12 protein-coding genes and 1 pseudogene are annotated in these 18,337 nt (G+C 35.7%); all 13 read left to right on the top strand.

Annotated elements, in window-relative coordinates:
- Window positions 1-96 precede the first annotated feature (96 nt).
- Window positions 97-2,180, top strand: a pseudogene (locus tag SK637_RS07730) (glycosyltransferase).
- Entirely contained in the window at window positions 2,177-3,055 is an 879-nt protein-coding gene (locus SK637_RS07725) for an acyltransferase (RefSeq protein ID WP_033689259.1), read from the top strand. The pseudogene SK637_RS07730 and the gene SK637_RS07725 overlap by 4 nt, the downstream one beginning before the upstream one ends.
- A 100-nt stretch (window positions 3,056-3,155) precedes the next feature.
- Window positions 3,156-4,166 (top strand): sugar transferase, encoded by a 1,011-nt coding sequence (locus SK637_RS07720; RefSeq protein WP_033689257.1) that lies wholly within the window; start codon window positions 3,156-3,158, stop codon window positions 4,164-4,166.
- A gap of 9 nt (window positions 4,167-4,175) precedes the next feature.
- Entirely contained in the window at window positions 4,176-6,620 is a 2,445-nt protein-coding gene (locus SK637_RS07715; RefSeq protein ID WP_033689256.1) for an SP_1767 family glycosyltransferase, read from the top strand.
- A gap of 231 nt (window positions 6,621-6,851) precedes the next feature.
- On the top strand, window positions 6,852-7,724 hold the full coding sequence (locus SK637_RS07710) for a glycosyltransferase family 2 protein (protein ID WP_033689254.1): 873 nt from the start codon (window positions 6,852-6,854) through the stop codon (window positions 7,722-7,724).
- 96 nt (window positions 7,725-7,820) lie between these two features.
- Window positions 7,821-9,041, top strand: coding sequence for a glycosyltransferase (locus SK637_RS07705; RefSeq protein WP_033689253.1), 1,221 nt, complete (start codon window positions 7,821-7,823; stop codon window positions 9,039-9,041).
- 8 nt (window positions 9,042-9,049) lie between these two features.
- Window positions 9,050-10,246, top strand: coding sequence for a glycosyltransferase family 8 protein (locus SK637_RS07700; protein ID WP_033689251.1), 1,197 nt, complete (start codon window positions 9,050-9,052; stop codon window positions 10,244-10,246).
- On the top strand, window positions 10,246-11,148 hold the full coding sequence (locus SK637_RS07695) for a glycosyltransferase family 2 protein (protein WP_033689249.1): 903 nt from the start codon (window positions 10,246-10,248) through the stop codon (window positions 11,146-11,148). Before SK637_RS07700 ends, SK637_RS07695 begins: the two co-directional genes overlap by 1 nt.
- Window positions 11,149-11,204: 56 nt before the next feature.
- Window positions 11,205-12,422, top strand: a complete 1,218-nt coding sequence (gene secY2 / locus SK637_RS07690; RefSeq protein WP_033689248.1) for an accessory Sec system protein translocase subunit SecY2 — start codon at window positions 11,205-11,207, stop codon at window positions 12,420-12,422.
- 9 nt (window positions 12,423-12,431) lie between these two features.
- The gene (gene asp1, locus SK637_RS07685; RefSeq protein ID WP_033689246.1) at window positions 12,432-14,012 is read left to right on the top strand and encodes an accessory Sec system protein Asp1; all 1,581 of its coding nucleotides are present in this window, start codon (window positions 12,432-12,434) and stop codon (window positions 14,010-14,012) included.
- Window positions 13,996-15,531 (top strand): accessory Sec system protein Asp2, encoded by a 1,536-nt coding sequence (gene asp2 / locus SK637_RS07680; RefSeq protein ID WP_033689244.1) that lies wholly within the window; start codon window positions 13,996-13,998, stop codon window positions 15,529-15,531. Before asp1 ends, asp2 begins: the two co-directional genes overlap by 17 nt.
- Entirely contained in the window at window positions 15,528-15,968 is a 441-nt protein-coding gene (asp3, locus tag SK637_RS07675; RefSeq protein ID WP_000587537.1) for an accessory Sec system protein Asp3, read from the top strand. The genes asp2 and asp3 overlap by 4 nt, the downstream gene beginning before the upstream one ends.
- The gene (gene secA2 / locus SK637_RS07670) at window positions 15,961-18,333 is read left to right on the top strand and encodes an accessory Sec system translocase SecA2 (protein WP_033689243.1); all 2,373 of its coding nucleotides are present in this window, start codon (window positions 15,961-15,963) and stop codon (window positions 18,331-18,333) included. Before asp3 ends, secA2 begins: the two co-directional genes overlap by 8 nt.
- The last annotated feature ends 4 nt before the right edge of the window (window positions 18,334-18,337 follow it).

The following is an 18,337-nucleotide window of genomic DNA, read 5'->3' as shown; positions in this document are numbered from 1 at the left end:
CCCTTGGAAAAGTAGAATTTTCAAGGGGTTTTTACTATTATGTAGCTGAAATTTTGACTAAAAAATTGTATAATAAATATAAGGAGAAAATCGCTAGTGGATGATAAAATAACGGTTGTTGTACCGGTATACAATGTGGAAAGCTATCTAAGAAAATGCCTAGATAGTATTATTGCTCAAACATATAAAAATATTGAGATTATTATTGTTAATGATGGTTCTACTGATGCTTCAGGTGAGATTTGTAAAGAATTTGTAGAAATAGATCATCGAATTATCTATATAGAACAAGAAAATGCTGGTCTTTCTGCTGCACGAAATACTGGTCTGGAAAATATGTCCGGAGATTATGTGACCTTTGTTGACTCGGATGATTGGATTGAGCAAGATTATGTAGAAACCCTATACAAAAAAATAGTAGAGTATCAGGCTGATATTGCAGTAGGGAATTATTATTCTTTCAACGAAAGCGAAGGAATGTTCTACTTTCATATATTAGGAGACTCCTATTATGAGAAAGTATATGACAATGTTTCTATCTTTGAGAACTTGTATGAATCCCAAGAAATGAAGAATTTTGCTTTGATATCTGCTTGGGGTAAACTCTATAAGGCAAGATTGTTCGAGCAGTTACGCTTCGACGTAGGTAAATTAGGAGAAGACGGTTACCTCAATCAAAAGATTTATTTATTGGCTGAAAAGATTGTTTATATCCATAAAGGGATCTATTCTTATCGCATCAGAAATAATAGTTTGTCCAGGACTTGGACAGAAAAATGGATGCATGCCTTGGTTGATGCCATGTCTGAACGTATCACTTTATTAGCCAGTCTAGGATATCCTTTAGAAAAACATTTAGCTATTTATCGTCAGATGTTAGAAGGAAGTCTTTCTAATGGGAAGGTCAGTGGCTTAGAAGAAACTCCCACCTACAAAGAATTTGAGACAAAAAAACATCTACTAGACCAACTTGAAAAAACAAAAAAACACAAAAGAAAGCGATTGTACTAGCGGCGAATTACGCCTATGTAGATCAAGTTTTGACTACTATCAAATCTATTTGTTACCACAATCGCTCCATGCGTTTTTATCTGATTAATAGCGATTTTCCTAATGAATGGATCAAACAATTAAACAAGCGTTTAGAAAAGTTTGATTCAGAAATTATCAATTGTCGGGTAACGTCTGAGCAAATTTCACGTTATAAAACAGATATTAGTTACACTGTTTTTTTGCGTTATTTTGTGGCTGATTTCGTGCAAGAAGACAAGGCCCTCTACTTGGACTGTGATTTACTTGTAACTAAAAATCTGGACGACTTGTTTGCTACTGATTTACAAGATTATCCTTTGGCTGCTGTTAGAGATTTCGGGGGAAGAGCCTATTTCGGTCAGGAAATTTTTAATGCTGGGGTTCTCTTGATCAATAATATTTTGTGGAAACAAGAACAGATGACACAAAAGTTGATTGATTTAACCAATGAATGGCATGATAAGGTGGATCAGGCAGATCAGAGCATCTTGAATATGCTTTTTGAACATAAATGGCTGGAATTGGATTTTGATTATAATCATATTGTCATTCATAAGCAGTTCACTGATTATCAGTTGCCTGTAGGTCAGGATTATCCTGCTATTATTCATTATCTTTCTCATCGGAAACCGTGGAAAGATTTGGCAGCTCAAACCTATCGTGATGTCTGGTGGTATTATCATGGACTTGAATGGACAGAATTGGGACAAAATCATCATTTACATCCATTACAAAAATCTCACCTTTATCCTATAAAGGAACCGTTCACTTGTCTCATCTATACAGCTTCAGACCATATTGAACAAATTGAAACATTTGTTCAGTCTTTACCAGAGATTCAATTTAAAATCGCAGCTAGAGTCATGGTTAGCGATCGATTGGCTCAGATGACGATTTATCCAAACGTGACCATATTTAACGGGATTCACTATTTGGTAGATGTCGATCATGAATTGGTAGAAACCAGTAAAGTACTTTTAGATATCAATCATGGTGAAAAGACAGAGGAAATTCTCAACCAATTTGCAAGACTTGGGAAACCGATTTTATCTTTTGAAAACACCAAATCCTACGAAGTAGGTCAGGAGGTATATGCTGTTGACCAAGTTCAAGCAATGATTGAAAAATTAAGAGAAATAAGCAAATGAAGAAAAATCATTTAGTAGGTGATGCACTAATCTTAACTGTTAGTGATCAAATTGAACAATTATATTATCTCCTTGAAAACTTGCCAAACATCTGTTTTCATATTGCAGCACCTGTCCAATTTTCCGAGAAAATTCGTAGCTTAGAAACGAACTATAATGTCCGTCTCCTAACGACTACAAATGAAGAACAGCTAAATTTCCTACTAGATACGTGTGACTTTCTACTAGATATCAATCACTTTCAAGAAGTGGATACTATTGTATCAAGATTTGTACAGGCTGAAAAACCTGTCTTTGCTTTTGACAATACAGTCCATGGAAATCAAGGACAAGAAGTTTTTCTGTCAAGTACACCAGATAAATTGGTTTCTAGAGTGAGAGAGTATCAGAATGAAGTCAGATTCGGCACCAATCATCAAGAAAAAATCATCCAAGATGGGACTTGGAATGTATTTCAAATCAATGATAAGGCAAACTTGGTTGTAGGAGCCAATGTCATCTGCAGAAATTTTGAAAATTTCCATGTTTCTTCGGGTAAGTTAATACTGCATGATGGTGTTTTTATCAATAACTCTTGTAGTTTTAACTGTATGGAAAGAATTGAAATTGGAGCAGGTACCATGATGGGGGAAGGCATCCGTTTTTATGATCACGACCATATTTATACCGCTGAAAAAATTGAAAAGTGGCAGTGGACCACAGCACCAATCAAAGTTGGTAGAGATTGCTGGATAGGAAGTAATGTCACGATTTTAAAAGGAGTGACAATTGGCGATAATACCATTATCGGAGCAGGTTGTCTTATTCGAAATGATATTCCATCAAACAGTGTGGTTTATAATGATGGACATGTAAAAATAGAAAGTCGAAGATAAATTTTAATTTAGCAGTTGCAGGGAGTAGAATCCCAATAATGAAATGAAATTAAAACGAAAGAACGACTTACTGGAATTAATTATTATAGAAACAAGAAATATGAAACTACATTTAACGAATTTATACGGCATGGCTGGTGATAGTACGGTTATCTTAGCGCAAAATGCTGTTCAAAAGATTGCCAGCCAACTGGGATTTAGAGAAGTCGGTATCTATTTTTATAATATTGCTTCAGACAGTCCTTCTGAAATGAATAAGCGTCTGGATGGGATTATGGCCAGTATTTCAATTGGAGATATATTAGTTTTTCAGTCTCCAACTTGGAATGGCTTTGAGTTTGATCGAGTCTTGTTTGATAAGCTGAAGGATATGCAGGTGAAAATTATTTGCTTTATCCATGATGTTGTTCCTCTCATGTTTGATAGTAACTATTATCTCATGAAAGAGTATATGTACATGTATAACCTATCGGATGTTTTGATTGTTCCATCTGAGCAGATGAAAGAACGACTGATTGAAGAAGGCTTGACGACTAAGAAGATTCTCATTCAAGGGATGTGGGATCATCCTCATGATTTATCCCTATACACTCCGACTTTAAAAAAAGAACTTTTTTTTGCTGGAAGTTTAGAGCGTTTTCCAGACTTGCAAAATTGGTGCCAAGATACGCTTTTGAGAGTATTTTCAAATAAAGGGGAAGCTAGTTCTAGTGCTAGAAATCTCAGCATTGAAGGATGGAAAAAAGATGAGGAACTGTTACTAGAATTATCAAAAGGTGGCTTTGGTCTTGTCTGGGGAACTCATCAAAACGATGGAGAAAGTAACCAATACTATACTTTAAATATATCTCATAAGGTAAGTACCTATCTGACAGCTGGCATACCAGTCATTGTGCCAAGTAGCTTGTCAACTGCTAAATTTATAGTCGATCAAGGCTTGGGTTTTGTGGCGGATAGTCTAGAAGAAGTTCATGAGATAGTTGATAAAATGAATGTCGAAGAATATCAAGAAATAACGAATCGGATAAAAACCTTTAGCTATTTGTTAAAAGAGGGTTATTTCACTAAAAAGCTACTGGTAGATGCAATCTATCACTTGGGAATTAATTAAGGAAATGAAATGAACAAAACAATTGTATTAGCTGGGGATCGCAATTATACTACACAGTTAGAAACAACTATAAAATCTATCCTATATCACAATCGAGATGTTAAGATTTACGTTTTAAATCAAGATATCATGCCAGATTGGTTCCGTAAGCCACGAAAAATAGCTCGCATGCTAGGGAGTGAGATTATTGATGTGAAGTTGCCAGAACAGGCTATTTTTCAGGATTGGATCAAGCAAGCTCATATTAGCAGTATTGCCTATGCTAGGTACTTTATTCCAGACTATATACAAGAAGATACTGTGTTGTATTTGGATTGTGATTTACTTATTAATGATAAATTAGACAGTCTATTTGAGCAGGGTGTACAAGAACATTCTATCGCAGCGATTAGAAACGTAAATGGTCAAGGTTTTAATACTGGTGTTTTACTCATTAACAATAAAAAATGGCGCCAAGAGAAGCTAAAAGATCGTCTAATTGAACAGTATATCCTAACAACAAAGGAAGTTGAAGAAGGCCGTTTTGAAAATTTTAACGGCGATCAAACGATTTTCAATCAGGTCTTGCAAGATAATTGGTTAGAGCTAGATAGAGCTTACAATCTACAAGTAGGGCATGATGTGGTGGCTCTCTATAATAATTGGCAGGAACATCTGGCTTTTAATGATAAACCAGTTGTGATTCATTTTACGACCTACAGAAAGCCATGGACCACCTTGATAGCCAATCGTTATCGTGATTTATGGTGGGAATACCATGATTTGGAGTGGAGTCAGATTCTACAACACCATGTAGGAGAGTTTGAGCTAATATCGCCTCTAGATAAGGAATTTTCTTGTTTAACCTTAACGAATTCCCAAGATTTAGAAGGAATAGAGGAGTTAGTTACAGCTCTTCCAGATGTGGTATTTCATATCGCTGCTTGGACGGATATGGGAGATAAGCTAAAAAGATTGGTGGTATATGATAATGTGAGATTGCATCCACAGATTGTTCCTCCTGTATTAGATAAGTTGAAGAGCAGTGCAGATTTATATCTGGATATTAACTATAGTCATGTAGCAGGTACTATCTTAGAGGATATGAAACTCTTAGAAAAGCCAATTCTATCATTTGATACTATTGACCATGGGAATGCTGGTCAGCTAGTATTTAAAAAGAATGAAGTTTCAGTCATGGTTCGAGCAATTAAAGATTATCGTAGAGATGGAAAATTTCTAAGTTGTTATGAAGGTAGTGATTTCCATTGCTTAACTTTAACAAATTCTCAAGAATTGGAAAAAATAGATTATCTAGTAGAGAATTTTCCTATGGTAACCTTCCATATAGCGGCTTGGACGGTAATGGGACCACTCTTACATGAATTAGCGAAAAAATATAAAAATGTTAAGCTATATCCTGAAGTGAAAAGAGATCAATTTGAACAACTCAAATCTCAAATGGATGTTTATTTGGATATTAACCTCCACAATTCTACTAGTGAGGTTGTCAAGGAGATATCATTATTAAATAAACCAATGCTTGCATTTTATACTTCACAAAATGGGAATCATGGCCAGCATTTATATTCAAGTGAGCATCCAGAAAGGCTCCTTCAGGCACTTCAATCATTGATAAAAGGTGAGACTTTGGGAGAGCCAGAAAAGCCAATTAAAGTTATAGGAATTGATCAAACTCTGGATTATGTTATCAAAAATAAGTCCTCATTAGTTCGCTTTGGAGATGGAGAAGTCAATTTGATGTGGGGCTGGCCTATACCTTATCAAAATCATGATGTTGAGTTGGCTAATCAATTAAAACATATTGTGGGGCTTGAGAGTGATGAGAAATTAGTGGTTTGTTTACCTGATGCTTTTGAAGATCGTTTTGTCTTTACTTGGTGGGCTACACCGTTCTGGAAGGAACATATGAATGTTTATATGGATTTTTATAAAGAGTTGTGTAAAGGTTCATGGTACGGCTCTACCTTTATCTCACGTCCATACATTGATTATGAAGATAAAAGCCAAGCAAAAGGTCAATTTGAAAAGTTAAAGAGTATTTGGGAGAATCGAGACATTCTTATTGTAGAAGGAATTACATCTCGCTCTGGTGTTGGAAATGATTTATTTGATAAGGCCAAATCTGTGAAGCGGATTATTTGTCCATCTCATAATGCTTATTCTATTGTCGATAAGATTCAAGAGGAAATTATTAAACATGCTGAAGGAAGACTCATTTTATGTATGTTGGGACCAACAGCAAAGGTTCTGAGTTATAATCTATGTCAGATGGGTTATCAAGTTTTGGATGTAGGCCATATTGACTCAGAGTATGAGTGGATGAAAATGGGTGCTAAAACCAAGGTTAAATTTTCTCATAAACATACTGCTGAACATAATTTTGATCAAGATATTGAATTCATTGAGGATGAAACCTATAACAATCAGATTGTTGCAAGGATTTTAGAATAACTTATAAGTATGATTAATAAGTTCTCAATTTTGATGGAACATTTTTAGAAAAATAAAGAAAATTAATGAGGGTATTTCTCTAAAAGAATAGATATTTTTTAATAAAAATGAGTCTATTATGAACAGGAATTTGATGGAAAATTTTCAAGATTTACATAGAGACTGCCCGACAACTATATTGCTAGATAAATAAAGATTTATTCTATAATTTTAAGATTGTAGGTGAAATGTATGGAATCTTTGATTAGTGTTATTATTCCAGTTTATAATACTGAAAGTTATATTGGAGTTTGCTTGGAAAGTCTTGTTAAACAGACTTATACAAATTTTGAAGTGCTTATGATTGATGATGGTTCTACAGATAATTCAGGAAGAATTTGTCAGGAATATACAGAAAGTGACTCCCGTTTTCATTACTACAGGAAAGAAAATGGCGGAGTTTCCTCTGCTCGTAATTTGGGGATTGAATACTCAAGAGGTGATTATTTAACGTTTGTTGATTCAGATGACTGGGTTGAGGAAGATTTTTTAGAAGTTCTTTATTCTGCTCTAATATCCGAATCTGCGTCAGTTTCAATTTCAACATATAAAAGATTTTCTATGGAAGATAACACTTGGTATGTTCATTCTTTTCAAAGAGGCTATGAAAAACGAGTTTTTAATTACCTAGAGTTAATAAATGAATTAATTGATTTAGATTCATTCGATCATTCTTATCGTTTTGTAAGTGGAAAGTTAGTAAGACGAGATATTCTAGGAGATATTCGTTTTAATACTTTGACAATATTGGGTGAGGATATGGAGTTTTGGTTTAAAATCTATCTTATTTCACCCAAATCTGTCTATATCAATAGAGATAGTTATGTTTATCGAATAGCTGAAGGCCCGACGAGACATTTTAGTTTACTCAAGATCAGGTGTGATTTACAGCAGCGTAAAAATTTTATAGCTCTTCTTTCAGCTCGAAATATAGATGTTGGTCGATACGTAGACAGTTTTGTATCTCTGTTAAAATTTAGAAAAAAAGAACTTGAAGAAAAAAATCTATCAGAAACAGATACGATGAAATGGATTAAGGAAACATTATATTTACTTGATGAGTAAGTGAACAGCTTTAAAGTTGATCAAATAAAATCTATATGCTTTAATTTATGTAGGACAATAAATAGTGTTAGTTAGAATAAATGATAAGGATTTAAAATGGGAAATACCAAACGTGCAGTAGTATTTGCAGGTGATTACGCTTATATTCGCCAAATCGAAACAGCTTTGAAATCAATCTGTAGACACAATAGTCATTTGAAAATTTATGTGCTAAATCAGGACATTCCCCAGGAATGGTTTAGTCAAATAAGAATATATTTACAAGAAATGGGTGGGGACTTGATCGATTGCAAGTTGATTGGCTCGCAGTATACAATGAACTGGTCTAATAAATTACCTCATATCAATCATATGACCTTTGCACGCTATTTTATTCCAGATTTTGCAACAGAAGATAAAGTTCTCTATCTAGATAGTGATTTGATTGTGACTGGTGATTTGACCGATTTGTTTGAATTAGATTTAGGTGAAAATTATCTGGCAGCAGCACGTTCTTGCTTTGGAGCTGGAGTTGGCTTCAATGCTGGGGTTTTGTTGATTAACAACAAAAAATGGCGCTCTGAAACTATTCGACAAAAATTAATTGAATTAACAGAAAAAGAACATGAGAATGTTAAGGAGGGGGACCAATCAATTTTAAATATGTTGTTTAAAGAACAATATAACTTGCTTGAAGATAAATATAATTTTCAAATAGGTTTTGATTATGGAGCAGCTGCCTTTAAACATCAATTTATTTTTGATATTCCATTAAATCCATTACCGCTAATTTTACACTATATTTCTCAGGATAAACCATGGAATCAATTTTCTGTTGGACGTCTAAGAGAAATTTGGTGGGAATACTCTTTAATGGATTGGTCTGTGATTTTAAATGAATGGTCTTCAAAGGGTGTGAAGTATCCTAGTAAATCACAACAATTTAAGTTGCAATGTGTGAATTTAACGAATTCCTGGTGTGTCGAGAAAATAGATTACTTGGCGGAGCAATTGCCAGATGTTCATTTTCATATTGTTGCTTACACAAATATGGCAAATGAACTATTAGCTTTAACGCGTTTTCCTAATGTGACCGTATATCCAAATTCCTTACCAATGTTATTGGAACAAATATTAATAGCTTCAGATTTGTATTTGGATTTGAATCATGATAGAAAATTAGAAGATGCATATGAGTTTGTGCTTAAGCACAAAAAACCAATGATAGCTTTCGATAATACTTGCTCTGAAAATCTTTCTGAGATTTCATATGAAGGTATCTATCCAAGTTCCATTCCGGAAAAAATGGTAGACGCAATCAGATCTTACATGAGGTAGAGAATAGTATGAGAAAATCAATAGTATTGGTAGCTGATAATGCTTATCTTATTCCTTTAGAGACGACTATAAAGTCTGTATTGTATCACAATAGGGATGTTGATTTTTATATTCTAAATAGTGACATAGCTCCTGAATGGTTCAAATTATTGGGGAGAAAAATGGAAGTTGTGAATTCTACAATTCGCAGTGTATACATTGATAAAGAACTTTTTGAAGGTTATAAAACGGGACCTCATATTAATTATGCTACTTATTTTCGCTTTTTTGCGACAGCAGTGGTTGAATCTGAAAAGGTCTTATATCTGGATTCTGATATTATTGTAACTGGTGATCTATCTACTCTGTTTGAGATGGATCTTAAAGAATATTCTATTGGAGCTGTTGATGATGTTTATGCCTACGAGGGACGAAAATCTGGTTTTAATGCTGGTGTTTTGCTAATGGATGTTGCAAAATGGGAAGAAGATTCTATTGTTAATAGTTTATTGGAATTAGCGGCAGAGCAGAATCAAGCTGTTCATCTTGGGGATCAGAGTATTTTAAATATTTACTTTGAGGATAATTGGCTAGCATTAGATAAAACATATAATTATATGGTTGGTGCTGATACTTTTCGTCTGGATCAGGAATGTGAACGGCTAGATAATAATCCACCTGTCATTGTTCACTTTGCTAGTCATGATAAACCTTGGAATACGTATAGTATATCTAGACTGCGTGAATTATGGTGGACTTATAGAGATTTGGATTGGTCAGAGATTGCTTTTCAACGTTCCAGTTTGAATTTTTTTGATAGAAGCAATCAATCTAAAAAACAAGCGATGCTTGTGACATGGAGTGCAGATGTAAAACATTTAGAGTATTTATTACAACAGTTGCCTGATTGGCATTTTCATGTTGCAGCCCCTGTTTATTGTAATAAAGATTTAACTAAATTATCTGTCTACTTTAATATGACTTTGTACCAATCTATTCTTCATCAGAGAATCGATTGGTTGCTAGATGATTCTAGTATATACTTGGATATTAATATGGGTGGGGAAGTCCTAGATGTAGTTATGCGAGCAAAAGAGAGAGGTAAGAAAATCTTGGCTTTTGATATAACACGTAAAAGTATGGAAGATGGAATCTATGAAGGCATTTTTTCTGTAGAGAGACCGGATGATTTAGTGAATAAAATGAAGAATATAGAGATAGAATAATGAGCGAATTAATTAGTGTTGTAGTTCCGATTTACAATACAGAGAAATATTTAGTGGAGTGTGTCGAGCATATTCTAAAGCAAACCTATCAAAATATAGAAATTATTTTAGTTGATGATGGTTCGACGGATAATTCTGGGGAAATTTGTGATGCTTTTATGATGCAAGATGAGCGTGTCAGAGTGTTTCATCAAGAAAATCAGGGAGCAGCACAAGCTAAAAATCTAGGTCTGCGTGAAGCTATAGGCCAATATATTACGATTGTTGATTCGGATGATATTGTAAAAGAAAATATGATTGAAACTCTTTATCAACAAGTTCAAGAAAAGAATGCAGATATTGTTATAGGAAATTACTATAATTATGACGAAAGTGATGGGAATTTTTATTTTTATGTAACGGGGCAAGATTTTTGTGTCGAAGAACTATCTAGGCAAGAAATTATGAACCGTCAAGCAGGAGATTGGAAATTCAATAGCTCAGCCTTTATATTGCCGACATTTAAGTTGATTAAAAAAGAATTATTTAATGAAGTTCACTTTTCAAATGGTCGCCGCTTCGATGATGAAGCAACCATGCATCGCTTTTATCTTTTAGCGTCTAAAATCGTCTTTATAAACGATAATCTCTATCTATATAGAAGACGTTCAGGAAGTATCATGAGAACGGAATTTGATCTTTCTTGGGCAAGAGATATTGTTGAAGTGTTTTCTAAGAAAATATCAGATTGTGTCTTGGCTGGTTTGGATGTATCCGTTTTGCGTATTCGATTTGTCAATCTTTTAAAAGATTACAAGCAAACTTTAGAAGACCATCAATTAACAGATACTGAGGAATATAAAGATATTTGTTTTAGATTGAAACTCTTTTTTGAAGCGGAACAAAGAAATAGTAAAAGTTGAAATAAAAAGTTTGTTGTTTACCAGATCACAAACAATGAAGGTAAGGGGAGTATTTTGTGACTAAGATTTATTCGTCAATAGCAGTAAAAAAAGGATTATTTACCTTATTTCTACTGTTTATCTATGTATTGGGAAGTCGTATTACTCTCCCTTTTGTTGACCTAAATAGTAAAGATTTTTTAGGAGGTTCAACAGCCTATCTAGCCTTCTCAGCTGCCCTAACAGGTGGAAATCTAAGAAGTCTGTCAATTTTTTCTGTTGGACTATCCCCTTGGATGTCAGCTATGATTTTGTGGCAGATGTTTTCATATTCTAAAAAATTGGGGCTAAGTTCTACAGCGATTGAAATTCAAGATCGTCGAAAAATGTATCTGACCTTGCTAATTGCTGTTATTCAATCCTTGGCAGTTAGCTTGAGCTTGCCAGTGCAATCCTCCTATTCGGCAATTTTGGTTGCTCTAATGAATACCTTGTTGCTGATAGCAGGGGCATTTTTCCTTGTTTGGTTGTCAGATTTAAATGCTAGTATGGGGATTGGGGGTTCTATTGTAATCCTCCTATCCAGCATTGTTTTAAATATCCCTCAGGATGTTATTGAAACATTTCAAACGGTTCATATTCCAACAGGGATTATTGTGTTACTTGCTTTATTAACCCTTGTCTTTTCTTATTTACTTGCCATTATGTATCGAGCTCGCTATTTGGTTCCTGTTAATAAAATTGGCTTACACAATCGTTTTAAACGCTATTCTTATCTCGAAATCATGTTGAATCCTGCAGGTGGGATGCCTTATATGTATGTGATGAGTTTTCTTAGTGTACCAGCTTATCTGTTCATCTTGTTGGGATTTATCTTCCCTAATCATTCAGGGCTAGCAACTTTATCAAAGGAATTTATGGTTGGGAAGCCGTTGTGGGTCTATGTTTATATTTCGGTCTTATTTTTATTTAGTATCATTTTTGCTTTTGTTACTATGAATGGAGAAGAGATTGCAGACCGCATGAAAAAATCTGGAGAATACATTTATGGAATTTATCCAGGAGAGGACACTAGTCGATTTATTAATGGCTTGGTCCTTCGTTTTTCAGTCATAGGTGGTCTCTTTAATGTGATCATGGCAGGTGGTCCCATGCTTTTTGTTTTATTTGATGAAAAGTTATTAAGATTAGCAATGATTCCAGGTTTGTTTATGATGTTTGGGGGCATGATTTTTACGATTAGAGACGAGGTCAAGGCTTTAAGGTTAAATGAAACCTATAAACCCTTGATTTAGGAGAATTTTATGTATTATTTTATTCCAGCTTGGTATGGCTCGGAAAGAACATGGCATGTTGATTTGAATCCATGGTATCGTTCTTCTTTTAGACTTGAATTTGATGACACGTTTAATCAAATTAGGCTGTTTCAAAGACAAGGAATACCATCCCGGCTATTAGTATTAGCCTATCAGCCACATTTACGTTATTTTCTACATAGACATGGTGTGTTAGAAACGGATACTTATTCCGTTTTTGATGTTATGCAAGATTTTCATAATCCCCATACCCAAGTTTTAAGCATTCGAGATATTGAGTGGGATAATGACTGTGAATTTATTTATAGTCTCTTTACGATTATCGTTCAAAAAAATGGGAAGAAATTTGCTAAGGTTGAACATGGGGTTGAAGGCTTCATCAGTGATATACAGTATTTTGAACCGAATGGTCAAATACATATGCACTATATCATGGATGATCGTGGATTTGTATCGAGTGTTATCTTTTTTGAAGATGGGCAAGTGGCTTATCAAGAATATCTGAATCCCAAGGGAGTATGGCAATTTAGAGAGCATTTAAAAGAAGGCGGACGGATAGAAATCAATCCCATTTTTGGTTATCGCTTTAAAACACTTTTCTATCAGAACATGGGAGACTTGGTGGCAGAATTTTTTGAGAATTATCTGCAAAAATATGTGAAGGATCAGGATATTTTTATGCTTCCTTCTCATTCTCATCATGATCAGCTAGTCTTAGGCCGTTTACCTAGAAAAAATCCTAAACTGTTGAGTCTTTTCATTGGACGTAATCCTCAAGATACCTTTAGGGATTTAGATTTAACTTTTGAAAAATCGGATTTGATTTTGGTGGATAGAGAGGATAGTTTACGATTGTTGCAGGAGTTGTATCCTGAACGAATGCATCAATTTTATCATCTATCATCTTTTGACACCCGTTTACGATTGGGACGAAGCCAAACTAAGAAAGAATCCATCATTTATTATCAACTGGATTTTGAACAGGGGATTGATAGCCAAGCCCTGCTTCAAGTCTTGTCCTTTGTCGCTGAAAATAAAGATACTGAGGTGATTTTTGGAGCTTTTGCTGCTAGTCAGGAGCAAATGAATGAGGTGGAAGGGATTGTTGAGTCTTTAATCCAAGAAAACATTCAATCCGAAAGTCTGGGAAAGGCGATTGACTATGGTGATGCAGAAAATCCTCTGGCAGAAAATCAACACCAGGACTTACGCATGCAGTTTGTCAACTTGAATGATGAGTTAGATTTGATAAAAACACTAGAATTTGTTCGTTTGATTGTGGATTTGAATAGACAGCCTCATCTCTATACACAGATAGCTGGGATTAGTGCAGGAATTCCTCAAATCAACCTAGTTGAAACCGTCTATGTTGAACATTTAAAAAATGGTTATTTGCTGACAGATGTAACAGAATTTTCTAAGGCTGCCCATTATTACACAGATAGGTTGAAAGAATGGAATGAGTCCTTGATTTATTCGATTGATAAGATTAAGGAGCACACTGGACAACAATTTCTTGGGAAATTAGAGAAATGGATAGAGGAGGTTAAAAATGTCAAAGGAACTTAATATTTTACAGATAGGACTTGCCAATTGGGAAAATCACTATGACATACCTGAAAATATGAGTTGGTATCATTTTTACCCAAACTCATCAAAAGCCCTTCGTGAAATTATAGAAAAAGAGGATATGAGCCGTTTTCATGCAGTTTTAATAGAAGATGGTCAGTATGCCAAAGACTTATTTTCCTTTGTAAAATATTTTGAACCTTATACTTTGTTTTATAACCAGAATCTACAAATAAATGATAGAGAGGTTGTGGATTTTCTAAAAAAACGATGTGCACAAGCAATTGATTTTTCAAGTCCCCAACAACTCATCAATGATTTATCAACCTCTCTCTTTGGTGGGGGATATGGGGATAAATTAACTCCGTCAAGTATTCAAATTCATCCTTCCTTTGAAGGATCTATTTCCTATCAAGGATTTGAACATGTGACTTTGGAAGGGAAATTTGGTGATACTTTTTCTCAATTAGCTTATTGGTCCTATAACATTATGGTTAGTAAAAATCTTCCTATTGAGTTGTGGTTGGAGTATGAAAAACAAGGTAATTGTGAGTTACGATTGATCATTCGTAAAATATGGAGTGGTTCTGTTGATGATGTTTTTGAAGAGACAATAGTGACTGAAAATGACCTAGAGAAGGCACTCATTATGGAAAATAAAGAGGGAGATTGCTATCTCGCAATATCTGTAGAAGCACGTGGTCAAGGGATTGTAAAGATTGGTAGTCTTCACCAGCGCTGGAGTCGTAAACAGTTCGGGAAGTTTGTTTTAGGTGGGAATATCCTACATGATAGTAAGCGTGATGAAATAAACTATTTCTTCCATCCAGGTGATTTTAAACCGCCTTTGGCTGTCTATTTTGCAGGTTATCGACCTGCAGAAGGATTCGAGGGTTACTTTATAATGAAAAACCTAGGATGTCCCTTTATTTTATTTTCTGATCCACGTTTAGAGGGGGGAGCTTTTTATCTAGGAACCGATGAGCTAGAGGGAAAGGTCAAAGAGACGATTGCTCACTATCTTGATTATTTAGGCTTTGAACGCAAGGATTTGATTTTATCAGGCCTTTCTATGGGAACCTTTCCGTCTCTCTATTATGGTGCTTCTTTTGAACCTCATGCAATCATAGTTGGTAAGCCCTTGGCTAATCTAGGAACAATAGCCGAACGTGGACGTTTAGCGAGCCCTAGAGTTTTTCCTACGAGTTTCGATATTTTAAAACATCAAACTGGAGGAGTAAGCCTTAATCATATGTTGGACTTGGACCAGCGTTTTTGGAAGGTATTTAAACAAGCAGATTTTTCAAAGACAACCTTTGGTTTATCCTATATGAAGGATGAAGATATGGATCCACAAGCCTATGAACAATTAGTGTCTTATCTGTGTAATACAGGTGCCAAGATTTTGTCCAAAGGAACTGCCGGACGGCACAATGATGATACAGATACCAATATTTCTTGGTTTTTGCACTTTTATCGGATGGTACTAGCAAGTGGTTTTGGAAGGGAGAAAGAATGATAATCACACAGAGACAGTCTATTCATTGGGGAGAAGTGGGTGGAACTTATATGTACGGATCAACTGTATCTTATTACCCTGACAAAAGTGTCCGTCTGTATAATCCTCTATTGCCATCTGGTGAAATTCTCAAGACTTGGTTTTCTAGTGTCAATTATCAGGCTGCACGGACTCAGCCCCAGCTTCCCCTACTAAAAAGAAATCAGGAATATCAACTATCACTGGTTTTTGATTGTCAGCCTGAAAATGGGGTTTATACCAAGATAACTTTTTTTGACCGCTATGGTGATATTTTAGAAGAAAAGGTAGAAAAAGTGAAAGATTTCATATTTACTTATCCAGAGGATAGTTATACTTATCAAGTTTCTCTTTTAAGTGCTGGTTTTGAATCCTTAACTTTTTATCATTTTTCTATCAAGGAGATTAGAAGTGTTTAGACGTTTAGGTCAAGATTTCCAGCTTAGGAAAGTGAAAAAGATTTTAAAGAGGATCAATAGCTTAAAAGGCAAGATGTCCTCTCTTTCGGATCAAGAATTGGTAGCTAAAACGGTGGAGTTTCGTCAGCGTCTTTCCAAGGGAGAAAGTCTAGATGATCTTTTAGTAGAAGCTTTTGCTGTGGTTCGTGAGGCAGATAAACGGATTTTAGGGATGTTCCCCTATGATGTTCAGGTCATGGGAGCGATTGTCATGCACTATGGAAATGTTGCTGAGATGAACACAGGGGAAGGAAAAACCCTAACAGCCACCATGCCTGTCTATTTGAACGCTCTTTCAGGTCAAGGTGTGATGCTCGTCACACCTAATGAATATCTAGCAAAGCGTGATGCAGAGGAAATGGGCCAAGTTTATCGTTTCCTAGGCTTGACCATTGGGGTCCCATTTACAGGGGATCCAAAGAAGGAAATGAAAGCAGAAGAAAAGAAACTGATCTATGCTTCGGATATCATTTACACAACCAATAGTAATTTAGGTTTTGATTACCTAAATGATAATCTGGCTTCTAATGAAGAAGGTAAGTTTTTGCGACCTTTTAACTATGTCATTATTGATGAAATTGATGATATCTTGCTTGATAGTGCACAAACACCTTTGATTATTGCGGGTTCTCCCCGTGTTCAGTCTAATTACTATGGGATCATTGATACACTAGTGACAACGCTGGTCGAAGGGGAAGATTATATTTTCAAAGAGGAGAAGGAGGAGGTCTGGCTTACTACTAAGGGGGCCAAGTCTGCTGAAAGTTTCCTAGGGATTGGTAATTTATATAAGGAAGAACATGCATCCTTTGCTCGTCACTTAGTCTATGCAATTCGAGCCCATAAGCTCTTTACCAAAGATAAGGACTATATCATTCGTGGAAATGAGATGGTACTGGTGGACAAGGGGACTGGTCGTTTAATGGAAATGACCAAACTGCAGGGAGGTCTCCATCAGGCCATTGAAGCCAAGGAACATGTGAAGTTGTCTCCTGAAACGAGGGCCATGGCTTCCATCACCTATCAGAGTCTCTTTAAGATGTTTAAAAAAGTATCTGGGATGACAGGGACAGGAAAGGTAGCAGAAAAAGAATTTCTTGAGACTTATAATATGGCTGTTATTCGGATTCCAACCAATCGTCCTAAGCAACGGATTGACTATCCAGATAATCTCTATGTGACTTTACCGGAGAAAGTGTATGCATCTTTGGAATACATCAAAGAGTATCATGCTAAGGGGAATCCCTTACTCGTTTTTGTTGGATCGGTTGAAATGTCTCAACTTTATTCATCTCTCTTGCTCCGTGAAGGGATTGCACATAACGTTCTCAATGCTAATAATGCTGCACGTGAGGCCCAAATCATCGCGGAATCAGGTCAGATGGGGGCCGTAACAGTTGCAACCTCAATGGCAGGACGTGGGACGGATATTAAACTCGGTAAAGGAGTTGCAGAGCTTGGTGGCTTGATTGTCATTGGAACAGAGCGGATGGAAAGTCAGCGGATTGACCTTCAAATCCGTGGACGTTCTGGCCGTCAGGGAGATCCTGGTATGAGTAAGTTTTTTGTGTCTCTGGAAGATGATGTTATTAAGAAATTTGGTCCATCTTGGGTTCACAAGAAGTATAAAGATTATCAAGTTCAAGATATGACGCAACCAGAAATTCTCAAAGGTCGTAAGTATCGTAACCTGGTTGAAAGGGCGCAACATGCCAGTGACAGTGCTGGTCGAACTGCCCGTCGTCAGACCTTAGAGTATGCTGAGAGCATGAATATCCAACGTGATATGGTTTACAAGGAACGCAATCGTCTAATAGATGGTTCTCGTGACTTAGAGAATGTAGTTTTGGATATCATTGAGAGATATACAGAAGCGGTAGCGGCTGAACACTATGCCAGTCGTGAATTGTTGTTTCACTTTATTGTTACCAATATCAGTTTCCATGTAAAGGAAATTCCAGATAATCTAGACTTATCTAATCAGAAACAAGTCCGCTCCTTTATTCGACAAGTTGTGAATAGAGAACTCTCTGAAAAGAAGGAATTACTGGAACAACATGACTTGTATGAACAGTATTTACGACTCTCTCTACTTAAGGCTATCGATGATAACTGGGTGGAACAAGTAGACTATCTACAACAGTTATCTATGGCTATCGGTGGCCAATCTGCTGCACAGAAAAACCCAATTGTAGAATATTATCAAGAAGCCTATGCAGGCTTTGAAACGATGAAAGAGCAAATTCGTGCGGATATGGTACGGAATCTCCTGATGGGGCTGGTTGAGGTTACTCCCAAAGGTGAAATCGTGACTCATTTTCCATAAGAGG

Origin of the sequence: Streptococcus mitis, from assembly GCF_000722765.2 — a bacterium.
Taxonomy (GTDB): Bacteria; Bacillota; Bacilli; order Lactobacillales; family Streptococcaceae; genus Streptococcus; species Streptococcus mitis_AQ.
This window is presented reverse-complemented; position numbering and strand designations above follow the sequence as displayed.